This window comes from Microbacterium sp., assembly GCF_011620715.1.
Classification (GTDB): Bacteria; Actinomycetota; Actinomycetes; order Actinomycetales; family Microbacteriaceae; genus Microbacterium.
Genome location: NZ_WOYP01000071.1, coordinates 24,887 through 40,555 on the forward strand (window position 1 = coordinate 24,887; position 15,669 = coordinate 40,555).

15 protein-coding genes are annotated in these 15,669 nt (G+C 69.6%); 12 read left to right on the forward strand and 3 right to left on the reverse strand.

What is annotated here, in order from left to right:
- Positions 1-16: 16 nt before the first annotated feature.
- Entirely contained in the window at positions 17-1,966 is a 1,950-nt protein-coding gene (locus tag QZV84_RS06915) for a chorismate-binding protein (protein ID WP_292827378.1), read from the reverse strand.
- A gap of 255 nt (positions 1,967-2,221) precedes the next feature.
- On the opposite strand from QZV84_RS06915, the gene ispG reads away from it, so the two are divergent.
- Positions 2,222-3,352, forward strand: coding sequence for a flavodoxin-dependent (E)-4-hydroxy-3-methylbut-2-enyl-diphosphate synthase (gene ispG / locus QZV84_RS06920; RefSeq protein ID WP_292827381.1), 1,131 nt, complete (start codon positions 2,222-2,224; stop codon positions 3,350-3,352).
- Between the two features lie 267 nt (positions 3,353-3,619).
- Positions 3,620-5,386: a proline--tRNA ligase gene (locus tag QZV84_RS06925; protein ID WP_292827341.1), complete on the forward strand. Its 1,767-nt coding sequence runs from the start codon at positions 3,620-3,622 to the stop codon at positions 5,384-5,386.
- 49 nt (positions 5,387-5,435) lie between these two features.
- On the opposite strand, the gene QZV84_RS06930 is transcribed toward QZV84_RS06925, so the two are convergent.
- Positions 5,436-6,266: a DUF1206 domain-containing protein gene (locus QZV84_RS06930; protein WP_292827344.1), complete on the reverse strand. Its 831-nt coding sequence runs from the start codon at positions 6,264-6,266 to the stop codon at positions 5,436-5,438.
- Positions 6,267-6,387: 121 nt separating this feature from the next.
- Between QZV84_RS06930 and nusA the strand changes: the two genes are divergently transcribed.
- The 4 genes from nusA (at position 6,388) to rbfA (ending at position 11,153) form a co-directional block, all read left to right on the forward strand.
- A complete protein-coding gene (gene nusA, locus QZV84_RS06935; RefSeq protein ID WP_292827347.1) occupies positions 6,388-7,374 on the forward strand; it encodes a transcription termination factor NusA in 987 nt (328 codons plus the stop codon).
- A 39-nt stretch (positions 7,375-7,413) separates the two neighbouring features.
- On the forward strand, positions 7,414-7,686 hold the full coding sequence (locus tag QZV84_RS06940) for a YlxR family protein (protein WP_292827350.1): 273 nt from the start codon (positions 7,414-7,416) through the stop codon (positions 7,684-7,686).
- 58 nt (positions 7,687-7,744) lie between these two features.
- Positions 7,745-10,582, forward strand: a complete 2,838-nt coding sequence (gene infB / locus QZV84_RS06945; RefSeq protein ID WP_292827353.1) for a translation initiation factor IF-2 — start codon at positions 7,745-7,747, stop codon at positions 10,580-10,582.
- Positions 10,583-10,673: 91 nt separating this feature from the next.
- Complete coding sequence (rbfA, locus tag QZV84_RS06950) at positions 10,674-11,153, forward strand: 30S ribosome-binding factor RbfA (RefSeq protein ID WP_292827356.1); 480 nt, start codon at positions 10,674-10,676, stop codon at positions 11,151-11,153.
- Between the two features lie 8 nt (positions 11,154-11,161).
- On the opposite strand, the gene QZV84_RS06955 is transcribed toward rbfA, so the two are convergent.
- Entirely contained in the window at positions 11,162-12,028 is an 867-nt protein-coding gene (locus tag QZV84_RS06955) for an A/G-specific adenine glycosylase (RefSeq protein ID WP_292827359.1), read from the reverse strand.
- Between the two features lie 57 nt (positions 12,029-12,085).
- Between QZV84_RS06955 and QZV84_RS06960 the strand changes: the two genes are divergently transcribed.
- From QZV84_RS06960 to QZV84_RS06985, 6 genes are all read left to right on the forward strand, one after another.
- A complete protein-coding gene (locus QZV84_RS06960) occupies positions 12,086-12,772 on the forward strand; it encodes a uridine kinase (RefSeq protein ID WP_292827362.1) in 687 nt (228 codons plus the stop codon).
- Complete coding sequence (gene truB / locus QZV84_RS06965; RefSeq protein ID WP_292827365.1) at positions 12,772-13,659, forward strand: tRNA pseudouridine(55) synthase TruB; 888 nt, start codon at positions 12,772-12,774, stop codon at positions 13,657-13,659. The genes QZV84_RS06960 and truB overlap by 1 nt, the downstream gene beginning before the upstream one ends.
- The gene (locus QZV84_RS06970) at positions 13,656-14,024 is read left to right on the forward strand and encodes a hypothetical protein (protein ID WP_292827367.1); all 369 of its coding nucleotides are present in this window, start codon (positions 13,656-13,658) and stop codon (positions 14,022-14,024) included. Before truB ends, QZV84_RS06970 begins: the two co-directional genes overlap by 4 nt.
- 24 nt (positions 14,025-14,048) lie before the next feature.
- Complete coding sequence (locus QZV84_RS06975) at positions 14,049-14,498, forward strand: hypothetical protein (protein ID WP_292827369.1); 450 nt, start codon at positions 14,049-14,051, stop codon at positions 14,496-14,498.
- Positions 14,495-15,454, forward strand: a complete 960-nt coding sequence (locus tag QZV84_RS06980; protein WP_292827372.1) for a bifunctional riboflavin kinase/FAD synthetase — start codon at positions 14,495-14,497, stop codon at positions 15,452-15,454. The genes QZV84_RS06975 and QZV84_RS06980 overlap by 4 nt, the downstream gene beginning before the upstream one ends.
- Positions 15,455-15,489: 35 nt before the next feature.
- Positions 15,490-15,669 (forward strand): hypothetical protein (locus QZV84_RS06985; protein ID WP_292827375.1); only part of this gene is annotated, 180 nt, incomplete at its 3' end.

A 15,669-nucleotide genomic window follows, 5' to 3' on the forward strand; every position in this document is an offset into this window, starting at 1 on the left:
GGCGCGCTGACACGGGCTACGCGTCGACGGGCGAGAGCGCCGCCGAGACGAGGCGCTCGAGCGTCGTCATGCCGTCGCGGGACAGAATCGATTCGAGGTGGCCCTGCACCGAGGCGAATCCCGGCCCGCGGAGCGCATACACGTCACCGCTGACCGGGTCGGCGGCGACCTCCGCCTCACCGACCGATGTCGTGCCGGCCGGAACGCGGGCGGTGAATGTGTTGTAGAAGCCGATGGATGCCGGAACCCCGAAGATGTCGATCGTCTTCTGAAGGCCCTGATGGGGTGCCTCCAGCGGCGCAAGCTCGATGCCGAAGGTGCGGGCGAGGATCTGATGGCTCAGGCACACCGCCAGCAGCGGGCGTCCAGAGTCGCGGCGCCGCGCGACGACCTCGCGCATGCGCTGCATCCGCGCCGATCCGCGCTCTCGAGGGTCGCCGGGTCCGGGGCCCGAGACGATGAGCTCGGCATCGTCGATCTGCGCATCGGTGATGTCGCTCCACGAGACGATCCGCACGTCGAGTCCGAGATGGCGCAGCTGATGGGCGAGCATGGTCGTGAACCGGTCCTCGGCATCAACGACGATCGCCGAGCGTCCCTGGAACGGGCCGCCCGCCGTGAGCGGCTCCTGCGGGTTCAGCCAGAAGGCCGCGAGACGCGCATTGCGCGAGGCGAGCAGCGTCGCGATCTCGGCGTCGTCCGCGAGCGGCCGGCGATCGTCGGACGGCGCGTCCTCATCGATGGTGGCCGCATCGATCGCGGCACCCGCAAGCTCCGCCCGCCCGTCGCGGGGGACCGCACCGATCGCGCCGAGCACGCCTGCCGCTTTGCCGTGCGTCTCGCTGACCTCGCCATACGGGTCGGAGTGGCGCACGAGTGTCGCGCCGACCGGCACGCGGAGCCGGCCGTCTACGAGGTACGCGGTGCGGATCAGAATCGGTGCGTCGAGGTCGTGCGTCGACTCGCCGGCGAGAATCGCGTCGGTGCGCGGCGTGAACAGCGCGGCGACGCCGGAGTAATAGCCGCGGGGGGTCGTCTCGTGGCGGGTGATCACGGTGCAGGCGTTCTGCATCGGCGAGCCGGTGACCGTGGGGGCGAACATCGTCTCGCGGAGGATGTCGCGCGGGTCCAGCCGGCTGCGTCCGCGCAGCACGTACTCGGTGTGGGTGAGCCGCGACATCTCCTTGAGGCGCGGGCCGGTGATGCGCCCGCCGTCGGAGCAGACCGCGCTCATCATCTTGAGCTCCTCGTCCACGACCATGAAGAGCTCTTCGGTCTCTTTGGTCGACTCGAGGAACTCGGTCAGCGTCTCGACGGTCGCTCCGCCGGGAGGGTGACGGAACGTGCCGGAGATCGGGTTCATCGTCACGACGCCGTCGCGCGCGCTCACATGGGCCTCGGGGCTCGCGCCCACGGCGACGTGGCCGGGTGTGACCACCGCGAAGGTCCAATACGCGCCGCGTTCGTGCTCGAGCAGGGCCCGGAACCAGGTCAGCGCCGCGGTCGCGGCATCCGCATCGACGCCCGCGGTGAAATCGCGACGGATCACGAAGTTCGCGCCCTCGCCCAGCCCGATCTCATCGGCGATCACCCGCCGGACGATCGCCGCGTAGTCGTCATCGGCGATGTCGAACCCGGCATCGGTGAGGGGGATCGGGGCAGTGGGCAACTGGGCGATCGCCGCGTCGCGGTCGATGACCGTGCGATCGCGGACGATCAGGCAGCGCAGCGGAGCCCCGTCGTCGTGGCACACGAATCCGCGTTCGCGCACCTGGCGGAACGGCACCAGGGCCAGCACCTCCTGCGCCGCGCCGTCGGCATCGGTCAGGGGGATATCGGCGAGCAGGTCGACGTCCACGACGTCGCCGGTGAGCACCTCGATCGTGGCGGCGTCACGCGCGAGGAGCGCGAACGGGATGCCGCGCGCGGCGAGTTCGATCAGAGCGGCGGGACCGGCGTCGGTCATCGGGGCCTCCGGTGTGGGGCGGGCGGTCGCCATGAAACGAAAAAACCGCCCGGGGGCGGTTTGTGGTCGGGAAACGCGAACACACCGCCTAGAAGGCGGGCCACCAGGTGCGGTTCGCGAGCATGCGGTCACGATATCAGACGCGCCGCCGCCGGAAGCCCCGCCGCCTCCGCGTCCGCCCCGAGTTCGGCCGCCTCCGGCCCGCCGACGGCCGCGGGTCGTAGGCTGGGGGACGTGCCAGCCGTGAATCTCGGGATGCCCAAGGTCCCCGAAACCCTCGCCCCGCGCCGCAAGTCCCGGCAGATCAGAGTGGGCAAGGTGCTCGTCGGCGGTGATGCCCCGGTCAGCGTGCAGTCGATGTGCACCACGCCGACGACGAACATCAACGGGACGCTCCAGCAGATCGCCGAGCTGACGGCATCCGGCTGTGAGATCGTGCGTGTCGCGGTGCCGTCGCAGGACGACGCCGACGTGCTGCACATCATCGCCAAGAAGAGCCAGATCCCGGTGATCGCGGACATCCACTTCCAGCCGAAGTACGTCTTCCAGGCGATCGACGCCGGGTGCGCCGCCGTGCGCGTGAACCCGGGCAACATCCGCAAGTTCGACGACAAAGTCGGTGAGATCGCCAAGGCGGCGACGGATGCCGGCGTGTCGCTGCGCATCGGCGTGAACGCCGGATCGCTCGACCCGCGGCTGCTGCAGAAGTACGGCAAGGCGACTCCCGAGGCGCTCGCCGAGAGCGCGCGCTGGGAGGCGTCGCTGTTCGAGGAGCACGACTTCCACGACTTCAAGATCTCGGTCAAGCACAACGACCCCGTGATCATGGTGCAGGCCTACCGACTGCTCGCGCAGATGGGCGACTGGCCGCTGCACCTCGGCGTCACCGAGGCGGGGCCGGCGTTCCAGGGCACCATCAAGAGCGCCACGGCCTTCGGCATCCTGCTCGGTGAGGGGATCGGCGACACGATCCGCGTCTCGCTGTCTGCTCCGCCCGCCGAAGAGGTCAAGGTCGGTCACCAGATCCTGCAGTCGCTGAACCTGCGCGAGCGCAAGCTCGAGATCGTCTCGTGCCCCTCGTGCGGGCGCGCGCAGGTGGACGTGTACACGCTCGCCGACAACGTGACTGAGGGCCTCAAGGACATGACCGTGCCGCTGCGCGTCGCGGTGATGGGGTGCGTCGTCAATGGCCCGGGCGAGGCCCGCGAGGCCGACCTCGGTGTGGCCTCGGGCAACGGCAAGGGGCAGATCTTCGTCAAGGGCGAGGTCATCAAGACCGTACCGGAGGCCGAGATCGTCGCGACGCTGATCGAAGAGGCGAACCGGCTCGCCGCCGAGATGGGCCCCGCGGCCCCGGTCGGCACGGCGCAGGTCGTCACGGCCTGAGATGTGAGCTGTTCTTGCCGACGGCGGATCGGTCGAGGACTGCGACTCATGCCCGCCCGTGCGATGCCGGTCGGTCGCATCCTCTCCACCGGCATCCGCCGTCGCGAGCGCGATGCGCTGCTTCGGGGTGAACAGGCGCTGTTCGCGCCGGAGGTCGAGGGAGTGCCCGCTCGTCGAAGCGGCGCAAGGCACCCTTCGGTTCGAGCACGTTGCATCTCGGACGCCGTCGCCCAGCCGGTCGGTGACCCCGCCCTAGACTTGACGATCGTGGTCACCCGTCTCTCGCACTACTTCCTCCGCACCCTGCGCGAAGACCCGGCTGATGCCGAGGTCGCGTCGCATCGGTGGCTCGTCCGCGCCGGGTACATCCGCCGTCAGGCTCCCGGGATCTTCGCGTGGCTGCCGCTGGGCCTGCGCGTGAAGGCGAAGATCGAGGCGATCATCCGCGATGAGATGACGAACGCCGGTGCGTACGAGGTGCACTTCCCCGCGCTGCTGCCCCGCGAACCCTACGAGGTGACCGGACGCTGGGAGGAATACGGCGACGGCATCTTCCGCCTGCAGGACCGTAAGGGCGCCGACTACCTGCTCGCCCCCACGCACGAAGAGGTCTTCACGCTGCTCGTGAAGGACCTTTACTCCTCATACAAGGACCTGCCCCTGTCGATCTACCAGATCCAGGACAAGTACCGTGACGAGGCACGTCCCCGCGCGGGCCTGCTGCGCGGTCGCGAATTCACGATGAAGGACGCGTACTCGTTCGACTACACGGATGCCGGTCTCGACGCGAGCTACATGGCTCAGCGTGACGCCTACGAGCGCATCTTCGCGCGGCTGGGCCTCGAGTACGTGATCGTGCAGGCGGATGCCGGGGCGATGGGCGGTTCGCGGTCGGAGGAGTTCCTGCACCCCACCGCGGTCGGCGAGGACACGTTCGTCCGCTCGGACGGCGGATACGCGGCGAACGTGGAGGCGTTCACGACGGTCGCACCCGAGCCGATCCCATTCGACGGGCTGCCCGAGCCGGTCATCTTCGACTCGCCGAACACGCCCACGATCGCGACGCTCGTCGATCACGCGAACGCGCACCTCGACCCGCCCGCCGACGGCGAATGGACCGCCGCGCACACCCTCAAGAACGTCGTGCTGGCGCTGTCGCACCTCGACGGCACGCGCGAACTCGTCGTCATCGGCCTGCCGGGCGACCGCGATGTCGATGAGAAGCGCGTCGAAGTCGCGTTCGCCCCCGCAGATGTCGAGGCTGCGACCGAGGATGACTTCGAGCGCAACCCGATGCTCACGAAGGGCTACATCGGGCCCTGGTCACCCACCGGCGCCGTGCTCGGCGAGGAGTCTGCGACCGGCATCCGGTATCTGCTCGACCCCCGTGTCGTCGAGGGCACGAGCTGGATCACCGGTGCGAACATCGACCAGAAGCACGTGCACTCGCTCGTCGCCGGCCGCGATTTCGACTCCGACGGGTTCGTCGAGGTCTCGACCGTGCGCGCCGGGGACCCGGCGCCGGACGGCTCCGGGCCCGTCACGCTCGCGCGCGGCATGGAGATCGGCCACGTGTTCCAGCTCGGCCGCAAGTACGCCGAGGCGCTCGGCCTCAAGGTGCTCGACGAGAACGGCAAGCTCGTCACGGTCACCATGGGCTCCTACGGCATCGGCGTCACGCGCATCCTCGCGATCATCGCCGAGCTCAACAACGATGCGAAGGGGCTGATCTGGCCCGTATCGGTCGCGCCCTTCGATGTGCACGTCGTCGCCGCGGGCCGCGATGCGGTCGTGTTCGACGTCGCCGCGCAGCTCTCCCAGGATCTCGAGACCGCGGGGCTGGACGTGCTCTACGACGACCGACCCAAGGTGTCCCCGGGGGTGAAGTTCGGCGATGCTGAGATCGTCGGGGTCCCGCAGATCGTGATCGTGGGACGCGGCGCGGCCGACGGCGAGGTCGAGCTGTGGGACCGCCGATCGGGTGACCGTGAGGCGGTCTCGATCGCGGAAGCGCTGGCGCGCCTCAGCCGCTGAGTCGCCGCGGTCGGCGCACCCCGGGGTTTGACCGGCCGGATGCCGCCGCCTACGCCGCGGCGAGGCGCGCGTGCCGCGCCCGGAAGAGGCAGAAGAGCCCGTAGGCGAGGAAGCCGATCCCCACCGCAGCGACGAGCCACGGCCCGTAGGACAGGGCCAGGAGCGCCTGAAGGGCGCCGTCCAGTCCTCCGGCGGTTTCGGCATCCGAGGTGAGAGAAGCCGCCACGAGAAGGACGCCGACGATCACGAGGGCGATTCCCTTGGCGATGAAGCCGACGACTCCGAGGCCGGCGATGCCCCGCCCGATGCCGTGCTCCGGGAGGTCGATCTTGCTGCGGAACGACCGGCGCGAACCCATGATGATGAAGACGATCCCGCCGATTCCGATGCCGAGACCGACCAGCGCGAGCACGACCGGTCCGCCCGGGATCGACAGCAGCCCGGCGCTGGCGGCCTCGGTCGCCCGTTCCGTATCGACTCGAGCGCCGAGGGCCACCGAGGCGGCGATCAGACCCAGCGCGAGGAAGATGGCCGACTGACCCCACGCACCGACCCGCCTGCCCCACAACGCCGTGAACTCCTGTACGTTCCGTGTCGCCGCGCCGCTGAGGATCCCCTCGAAGAGCTGCCACGCCCCGAGCGCGCACAAGGTGATCGCGATGGACCACAGCACGACGAAGCCCAGCGGCGCCGCGGCGATCGTCATGAGCGCGCCGGACTGGTCTATCGACCCGTCGCCACCGAAGGCGACGACGAGTGCGATCGCCCCGATCAGGATGTGCACGAGGCCGTTCGCGGCGTACCCGGCGCGTGCGAGCGCCCGGAACGGAGTGCTCTGCTCCGCCTCCCGGGCGAGGCGCTTGGGTGCTGCGGTGTCCATCGCCGTCAGCCTACGTGCCCGCGGGCAGTATTCCCCAGGATCCCCGGGGCGGCATCCGGTACCGTTGAGGGATGCCGCGCTCCTGACGCGCGACGGCGAAAGCTGAATAGGGAGGTCACTTGTGGACATCGATCTGTCACTCTTGCGGACGATTGAGCGAGAGAAGGAGATCCCCTTCGATGAGCTCGTCCGCATCATCGAGCAGGCGATCCTGACCGCTTACGCGAAGCACACCACGGCGACCGGCGAGCTGCCCGAAGGCGCCCGCGCGGTCCTGGACCGCAAGACCGGCCACGTGGCGATCTTCCTGCCGCTGATCGACGACGAAGGCGCCGTGATCGGCGAGGAGGAGACGACTCCCGACGACTTCGGGCGCATCGCCGCCTTCGCAGCGAAACAGGTCATCAGCCAGCGGCTGCGCGACATCGCCGACGACGCCGTCCTCGGTGAGTTCCGCGGCAAGGAGGGCGACATCGTCGCCGGCATCGTGCAGCAGGGTCCCAACCCCCGGATGGTGCACGTCGACCTCGGTTCGGTTGAGGCGATCCTGCCGCCCGAAGAGCAGGTCGCCGGCGAGGAGTACACGCACGGCTCACGCCTGCGCGTGTATGTCACCTCCGTCGCCAAGGGCACGAAGGGCCCGCAGATCACGGTCTCGCGCACCCACCCGGGACTGGTCCGCAAGCTCTTCGCCCTCGAAGTGCCCGAGATCCACGCGGGTCTGGTCGAGATCGTGTCGCTCGCTCGCGAGGCCGGCCACCGCACCAAGATCGCCGTCCGCGCGACCGATCCCACCATCAACGCCAAGGGAGCCTGCATCGGCGAGCTCGGCCGCCGTGTTCGCGCGGTGACCGAGGAGCTGGGCGGCGAGAAGATCGACATCGTCGACTACGACCCGGAGCTGGCCAAGTTCGTCGCGAACGCCCTCTCGCCCGCGAAGGTGACCTCGAGCTTCATCCTCGATACCGCCACGAAGGCCGTGCGCGCTCTGGTACCCGACTACCAGCTCTCGCTCGCGATCGGCAAGGAGGGCCAGAACGCCCGCCTCGCCGCCAAGCTCACCGGGGCCAAGATCGACATCCAGCCCGACAGCGTCCTGGAGGGCTGAGTCCCTCCCGCAGGAGGCGAACATGTGGGGAGGTGTAGGATGGAACCTGTACGAACGTGCGTCGGATGCCGCGCGCGTGCCCCCCGGTCCACACTCCTGAGAGTCGTGGCCGTCGATTCCACCCTCGTCCCGGACGAGAAGGCATCGATGCCGGGACGGGGCGCGTGGGTGCATGAGACATACGAATGCGTGGATGCCGCAGTCCGGCGCCGCGCTTTCGTGCGGGCATTGCGTGTGCCAGGTCCTCTGAATACGCAGACCTTCGAGAAACGGCTGAACGGCTATGGAAACAAAGTGAACGGCTCGAAATGAGAACCGTCCGCGACTGAGGTCTGCCCTGCCTGGGCGGACCAACCCAGACAGGAGAATTGTGGCTGCCAAACCACGCGTACACGAGATCGCTTCCGAACTCGGTGTCGACAGCAAGATCGCTCTTGCAAAGCTCAAGGAGCTCGGCGAATTCGTCAAGAGCCCCTCTTCAACGATCGAGCCCCCCGTGGCTCGCAAGCTGCGCGCTGCCCTCGAGGCAGACGGCGTGGGCAAGGCCGGGGCCGCTCCGGCTGCCGCACGGGCCTCCGGCGCAGCATCCAGCACCACTGCACGTCCGGGTGGCGCACGTCCCGGTGCACCGCGCCCTGGTGCGGGAGCTCCGACGCCCGCACCCGCGCCCGCTCCCGCCCCGGCGGCTCCGGCCGCCCCGGCGCCCGCTGAAGCGGCTGCTCCGGCAGCCCCGGCACCGGCGCCGGCGGCATCCGCCCCCGGTGCCGTCGCTCCGGCGGTTCCGGCCGCCCCGGCGCAGCCGGCCGAGGACGTAGCCGCTCCGAGCGCCCCGCGTCCGGGTGGCGCACCCGGTGCCCCGCGTCCGGGTGGTGCAGCCGGTGCCCCACGTCCCGGCAACAACCCGTTCTCGAGCGCGCAGGGCATGGGCCAGCGCCCGGCCGGACCCCGGCCGGGCAACAACCCCTTCGCCAGCGCACAGGGCATGGGCCAGCGCCCGAGCCCGAGCCCGGGCAACATCCCGCGTCCGCAGGCTCCGCGTCCCGGCGCTCCGCGTCCAGGTGCTCCCGGCGCGCGTCCCGGCGGTCCTGGCCGTCCCGGCGGAGCCGGTCGCCCGGGCGGCGCGCCGTTCCAGCAGCGTCCCGGCGGTGCCGGCGGCGGGGGCTTCCAGCGTCCCGGCGGCGCTCCCGGCGCAGCACCTGCGGGTGGCTTCGCGGGTCGTCCCGGCGGTGGCGGCGGTCGTGGCCGCGGTCCCGGCGGCGGCACGGCAGGTGCGTTCGGAAAGGGTGGCGGCAAGTCCAAGCAGCGCAAGTCGCGCAGGGCGAAGCGCCAGGAGTTCGAGATGAGGGACGCCCCGGTCGTCGGTGGCGTCAACGTCTCGCGCGGGAACGGCGAGATCATCCGCATGCGCCGTGGCGCGTCGATCTCGGACTTCGCCGACAAGATCGAGACGCTGACCGGCTACACGGTCCAGCCGGGCACGCTCGTGACCATCCTGTTCAACCTGGGTGAGATGGCGACCGCGACCGAGTCGCTCGACGAGGCGACCTTCGAGGTCCTCGGCGCCGAGCTCGGCTACAAGATCCAGATGGTCTCTCCCGAGGACGAGGACAAGGAGCTTCTGGAGACCTTCGGTCTCGACCTCGATGCCGAGCTGGAGAACGAGAACGAGGAAGACCTCGAGATCCGTCCGCCGGTCGTGACCGTCATGGGTCACGTCGATCACGGTAAGACCCGACTGCTCGACGCCATCCGCCAGACCAACGTGGTTGCGGGCGAGGCCGGTGGCATCACGCAGCACATCGGTGCGTACCAGGTCTGGACCGAGCACGAGGGCATCGAGCGCGCGATCACCTTCATCGACACCCCCGGTCACGAGGCGTTCACCGCCATGCGTGCACGTGGTGCGCAGGTGACCGATATCGCGATCCTCGTGGTCGCGGCCGACGACGGCATCATGCCGCAGACGGTGGAGGCGCTCAACCACGCCCAGGCCGCCGGTGTGCCGATCGTCGTCGCGGTCAACAAGATCGACAAGCCCGACGCCAACCCGGCCAAGGTCCGTCAGCAGCTGACCGAATACGGTCTGGTCGCCGAGGAGTACGGCGGAGACGTGCAGTTCGTGGATGTCTCGGCTCGCGCAGGAACGAACATCCAGAAGCTGCTGGATGCTGTGCTGCTGACCGCCGATGCGGGTCTGGACCTCACGGCCAACCCGAACAAGGCCGCCCGCGGTGTCGCGATCGAGGCGAAGCTCGATAAGGGCCGCGGCTCGGTGGCCACCGTGCTCATCCAGTCCGGAACCCTCCGCGTCGGAGACGCCATCGTCGCCGGAACGGCATACGGTCGCGTGCGCGCCATGGCGGACGAGAACGGCGATCCGGTCCTGGAGGCCCACCCGTCGCGTCCGGTGCAGGTGCAGGGGCTCAACTCGGTTCCTCGCGCCGGCGACACCTTCATCGTCACCGATGAGGATCGCCTCGCCCGTCAGATCGCCGAGAAGCGTGAAGCGGCCGAGCGCAACGCGCAGCTGGCCAAGGCCCGCAAGCGCATCTCGCTCGAGGACTTCACCCGCGCGCTCGAAGAGGGCAAGGTCGAGTCGCTCAACCTCATCATCAAGGGCGACGTGTCGGGTGCCGTCGAGGCACTCGAAGAGTCGCTCCTGAAGATCGAGGTCGACGATTCGGTGCAGCTGCGGATCATCCATCGCGGCGTCGGTGCCATCACCGAGTCGGATGTGAACCTGGCGACGATCGACAACGCGATCATCATCGGCTTCAACGTCCGGCCCGACGCGAAGGCACGCGAACGCGCGTCGCGTGAAGGCGTCGACATCCGCTTCTACTCGGTCATCTACAACGCGATCGACGACGTCGAGCAGTCCCTCAAGGGCATGCTGAAGCCGGAGTTCGAAGAGATCCAGTCGGGTGTTGCCGAGATCCGCGAGGTGTTCCGCTCTTCGAAGTTCGGCAACATCGCCGGTGTCATCGTCCGCTCCGGCACGATCACGCGCAACGCCAAGGCGCGCGTCATCCGAGACGGCGTCGTGCTGGCCGATGGCCTGGCCATCGAGTCGCTGCGCCGCTTCAAGGACGACGTCACCGAGGTGCGCACGGACTTCGAAGCCGGTATCGGCCTCGGAAAGTTCAACGACATCCAGATCGGCGATGAGATCGAAACCATCGAGCTCGTCGAGAAGCCGCGCGGCTGAGACCCGATCGGCGAAGGCTCAGGGTTCTCCCTGGGCCTTCGCCGGCTCAGCCCGCATCACTTTGTGTCTATTCGGGCGAAAGGTAGGAGATATGGCCGGAGAACGGCAGGCGAGAGTCGCGGACCGCATCCGCGTCGTGCTCGCGGAGCGTCTCGAGAAGGGTCTGCGCGACCCGCGTCTGGGCTTCGTCACGATCACCGATGTGAAGGTGACCGGAGATCTTCAGCACGCGTCCGTTTTCTACACCGTCATGGGTGATGAGGCATTGCGTGCCGATACGGCTGCCGCACTGAAGTCGGCCACCGGGCTGCTGCGCACCGAGGTGGGCAAGCACCTGAACACGCGGCTGACCCCGTCGCTGGAGTTCTTCCTCGATGCGATACCCGAGAACGCGGACCACATCGCCGCGCTGCTGCGCGAAGCGCGGGAGCGCGACGCGGCGGTCGCCGGTCTTGCGGCATCCGCCCAATACGCAGGCGACGCGGATCCGTATGTCAAGCCGCGTGAGTTCGCCGAAGCGGAAGGCGCCGACGAGCCCGACGCCGAGGGTCTGGCACGCGCCGAGGACTGAGTCCGCACTCAGTGCGGCAGTCGCGCTCGTCCCTCGACCAGCTCGATGAGCCCATCGTCGGCGAGCGACGTGATCGCGCGATCGCGCTGCAGGGCGTCGGGCCAATGCGCGAGGAGCTCATCCGAACCGATGCCCGGGGATGCGGCATCCCGCAGCGCTTTCAGCACCGCTCCGCGGGCCTGGCGATCACTGCCCAGGTAGCGGGCCTGCTTGCGACGGCCATCACCCGTGTCGCGGTACCCGGCTGCCCGCCACGCACACATATGCGCGATAGGGCATGCGTCGCAGCGGGGAGCGCGAGCAGTGCACACGGTGGCGCCGAGTTCCATGGTCGCCGCATTCACCGTCGCCGCGGGGGCGTGCTCGCGCGGCAGCAGCGCGTCCATCGTGGCGAGGTCGGTGCGCGAGGGGGGACCGGGCTGCGACTGCCCTCCGACGGCCCGCGCGATCACGCGCCGGCTATTGGTGTCGACCACCGGATGCCGATCGCCGTAGGCGAATACCGCGACGGCTCGCGCCGTGTAGTCGCCGACCCCGGTCAGCGACAGCAGGGTGTCGACGTCGCGCGGCACGACCCCGCCGTGCTGGTCGCGGATCCGGACCGCCGCCCGGTGCAGCCACAGTGCCCGCCGCGGGTAGCCCAGGTTCGCCCATTGGCGCACCGCCTCGGCCGGAGCAGCCGCGGCGAGGTCGGTCGGAGTCGGCCAGCGCGCGAGCCAGGCTTCGAGGTGCGGGATGACGCGGTTCACGGGGGTCTGCTGCAGCATGAACTCGCTCACGAGCACTCCCCACGCCCCGAATCCGGGTTCGCGCCAGGGCAGATCCCGCGCGTTGCGCCGGTACCATGCGGTCAGCGGCGCGGCGATCTCGGGCATGCCGATCAGCCTATGCGCGCGGCGAAGAGGTTCGGCTCCGCCCGTAGGCTGGAAGCCATGCGCCTGCCCATCACCCCCGCCACGACGCTCCTGCGGGAACTGCGCGACGAGGCGCGCCGGCACAATCGCAGCGGACGCGTCATCATCGCGGTCGACGGCATCGAGGGCGCAGGCAAGACGGTCTTCTCCGACGCCCTGGCCGAGGTCTTCGCCGAGGACGGCTCAGCCGTGTTCCGCGCCTCCATGGACGACTTCCACCGCCCGCGTGCCGATCGCAACGCGCGGGGCCGGAGCTCGGCCGAGGGCTACTACCGCGATTCGTTCGACTACTCGACCTTCCGCCGTGCGCTCATCGATCCCTTCCGCGAAGGGGGCCAGACGGGTGCGAGCACCGGGTTCCAGCTCGCCGCGTTCGACCTCGAACGCGACACCGCGGTCGAGGCCGCGTGGACGACCGCGCCGCGGGATGCCGTCCTCATCGTGGACGGGATCTTCCTGCACCGCCCCGAACTGCGTGGGCTGTGGAACTGGTCGGTCTGGCTCGATGTGCCGCTCGAGGCCGCGTTCGGCCGCATGGCGTTGCGGGACGGGTCCGACCGGAGTCCGTCCGCGTCAGCGAATGCCCGCAGCCGCGACGGCCTGGAGCTGTACCTCACGGAGGCTCAGCCCCGCACCGAGGCCTCAGCGATCGTCGACAATACCGATCCCGCGCATCCGCGGCGGGTCTTCGCGGACTCCTGCTGATGGTCGCATCGGGTGTGCTGCTGGTCGACAAGCCCGGCGGCATGACCAGCCACGATGTGGTGGCGCGGGCGCGCAAGGCGCTCGGCACCCGCAGGATCGGGCATGCCGGCACGCTGGATCCGATGGCGACCGGCCTGCTGATCCTCGGCGTCGAAGCCTCGACCCGTCTGCTGACATACATCGTCGGGCTCGACAAGACCTATGAGGCCACGATCCGCCTCGGAGCCACCACCGACACCGACGACGCCGACGGCGTGATCGGCGCCGTGACGGATGCCGCAGCCGTCGACCCGGCGGCGATCACCGCCGCGATCGCCGACCTGACCGGTGAGATCTCGCAGGTGCCCAGCCGCGTCTCGGCGATCAAGGTGGGCGGGCGTCGCGCGTACGACCGCGTCCGCGCGGGGGAGGAGGTCGAACTCGCCGCGCGCACGGTCACCGTCTCGAGGTTCGACGTGCTGCGCGATCGCCGCGACGGAGGCTTCCTCGACCTCGACGTCGTCGTGGACAGCTCGAGCGGCACCTACATCCGCGCGCTCGCCCGCGACCTCGGCGAGGCGCTGGGGGTGGGTGGACACCTGACCGCGCTGCGCCGCACGCGCATCGGCCCTTTCGGCGTGGTGGGTGCGGCATCGGTCGACGATCTCGACGCCACTGCGCTGCGCGCCCCGGCTGAGGTCGCCACCGCGGTCCTGGGATCTTTCCCGGTATCGGCCGACGAGGCGCGCGACCTGCGCCACGGCAAGCGTCTTCGGGGGGCGGCATCCCGCCTCGCCCGGATCCCCTCCGCGGCGATCGATCCCGCGGGCGGACTCGTCGGTATCGTGGACCGTCGCGGCGACGACGTGAAGAGCGTCATGAACCTACCCGAGGAGGCCTCCGTATGATGCTGTGGTTCACGATCGCCCAGGTCGTCGTCGCCGTCGCGGCCGGACTGCTGTGCATCGTGCTGGGGCTCGCCGGGCGCCGCCCGAGCGATCTGAGCGTCGGCGGGCTGGCGCTTGTGGAGCTGCTGCTGATCGTGCAGATCGTGATTGCGATCATCGCTCCGCTGGCGGGCAATCCGCCGACCGGCAGCCTTCTGGAGTTCTGGGTCTATCTCGTCTCGGCAGCCTTGATCCCGCCGGCGGCGGTCGCCTGGGCTCTGCTCGAGCGCAGCCGGTGGAGCACGGTCATCATGGGCATCGGCGCCCTTGCCGTCGCCGTCATGGTGTGGCGGATGCAGGCGATCTGGACTATCCAGGCGGCCTGAGGCACCGCGTAAGCTTGACCAGTCATGTCGCCGTCAACCCGCCCCCGCATGTCCGGCATCGGACGCGTGCTCGTGATCGTGTATGCGATCATGGCGCTCGCCGCCACCGGCCGGTCGTTCGTCCAGATCGCGCAGCGTTTCGATGAGGCACCGCTCGCCTACACGCTGTCGGCGGCATCGGCCGTCGTGTACATCGTCGCCACTCTCGCGCTGGTGTTCGCCGGCTCGCGAGGCTGGTACCTCACCGCCTGGGTGGCGATCTGCTTCGAGCTCGCCGGGGTCCTGGTCATCGGAACGCTGAGCCTGGTGCTTCCCGACCTGTTCGCCCACCCGACCGTGTGGTCGTGGTTCGGCATGGGGTACCTGTTCGTGCCGCTCGTGCTTCCGTTCTTCGGCATCTGGTGGCTGGCCACCCATCGTCCGCGGCCGGCGACGACGACGATGGATGCTGCGACCGCAGCGGTGGCGACATGATCGTCTTCCACGATCCATCCGAGGTGCCGGCGGGGTTCGGACCGTCGGTCGTCGCGATCGGCAAGTTCGACGGTGTGCACTCGGGGCATCGCGCCCTGCTCGACCGGGCGCGGGTGGATGCCGCAACCGGGGACGCGCGCGTGGTCGCAGTGACCTTCGACCGCAACCCGCTCGCAATCCTGCGCCCCGAACTGTGCCCCGAAGACCTCATCGGCCTGCACCAGAAGGTGCAGCTGCTGGCAGAGACCGGCATCGATGCCGCCCTCGTGCTGCGCTTCGATGCGGAGCTCGCGAACCTGACCGCGCCCGAGTTCGTCCAGCGCGTGCTGGTGGGTGCCCTGGGCGTGCGCACCGTCATGGTGGGCGCCGACTTCCGGTTCGGGCGCGGGGCGGCGGGAAACCCCGAAGTGCTGCGCGAACTGGGTCGCGAGTGGGGCTTCGACGTGGACGTCGTCGACGACGTCCGGGCGATCGGCGCGGGCCGCCGCGTCTCGTCGACCTGGATTCGCGAACTGCTCGCCGAGGGCGATGTGGAGACGGCCGCCAAGCTGCTCGGCCGGCCCGCGTCGATGTGGGGCGAGGTCGAGCACGGGCTCAAGCGCGGGCGCGAGCTGGGCTTCCCGACGGCGAACCTCGCTTCCGATCACGAAGGCTTCGTGCCGGCCGACGGCGTCTACGCCGGCTGGCTGATCGATGAGGGCTCGGCAGACGGATTGCGGTCGGGCGTGCGCTATCCGGCGGCCATCTCGATCGGCGTGAACCCGCAGTTCGGCGATGTGCCGGTCCGTCAGGTCGAGGCCTACGTCCTCGACGAGACCGATCTCGACCTCTACGGCCACCGGGTCGAGGTGCAGTTCGTCCGTCGCATCCGCGGGATGGCGGCGTTCGAGGGCATCGATGCGCTCGTGGCGCAGATCACCGACGATGTGCGGCGGGTGCGCGCCGCCCTCTCCTAGACTCGCCGGCTGTTCGGCCCACCCTCGCGGTAGGGTTGAAGTTCGGATCGAAACTGGCCGCGATCGCGGTGATCTCCGCGGGCATCGTCCTGGCGCTGGATGCGAATTGGTTCGCGTTCACCGCGTTGACGACCGCCTTCCCGGTCGTCGTCGGGATCGGCGTCGTCGGGATCGGCGTCGTCGGGATCGGCGTCGTCGGGATCGGCGTCGTCGGG

What these genes read in the sequence shown, in the direction of transcription:
- QZV84_RS06915 (WP_292827378.1), bottom strand. Translation starts at nt 1,966, where the DNA reads ATGACCGACGCCGGTCCCGCCGCTCTGATCGAACTCGCCGCGCGCGGC.
- ispG (WP_292827381.1), top strand. Translation starts at nt 2,222, where the DNA reads ATGCCCAAGGTCCCCGAAACCCTCGCCCCGCGCCGCAAGTCCCGGCAG.
- QZV84_RS06930 (WP_292827344.1), bottom strand. Translation starts at nt 6,266, where the DNA reads ATGGACACCGCAGCACCCAAGCGCCTCGCCCGGGAGGCGGAGCAGAGC.
- QZV84_RS06940 (WP_292827350.1), top strand. Translation starts at nt 7,414, where the DNA reads ATGGAACCTGTACGAACGTGCGTCGGATGCCGCGCGCGTGCCCCCCGG.
- rbfA (WP_292827356.1), top strand. Translation starts at nt 10,674, where the DNA reads ATGGCCGGAGAACGGCAGGCGAGAGTCGCGGACCGCATCCGCGTCGTG.
- QZV84_RS06955 (WP_292827359.1), bottom strand. Translation starts at nt 12,028, where the DNA reads ATGCCCGAGATCGCCGCGCCGCTGACCGCATGGTACCGGCGCAACGCG.
- QZV84_RS06960 (WP_292827362.1), top strand. Translation starts at nt 12,086, where the DNA reads ATGCGCCTGCCCATCACCCCCGCCACGACGCTCCTGCGGGAACTGCGC.
- truB (WP_292827365.1), top strand. Translation starts at nt 12,772, where the DNA reads ATGGTCGCATCGGGTGTGCTGCTGGTCGACAAGCCCGGCGGCATGACC.
- QZV84_RS06970 (WP_292827367.1), top strand. Translation starts at nt 13,656, where the DNA reads ATGATGCTGTGGTTCACGATCGCCCAGGTCGTCGTCGCCGTCGCGGCC.
- QZV84_RS06975 (WP_292827369.1), top strand. Translation starts at nt 14,049, where the DNA reads ATGTCGCCGTCAACCCGCCCCCGCATGTCCGGCATCGGACGCGTGCTC.
- QZV84_RS06980 (WP_292827372.1), top strand. Translation starts at nt 14,495, where the DNA reads ATGATCGTCTTCCACGATCCATCCGAGGTGCCGGCGGGGTTCGGACCG.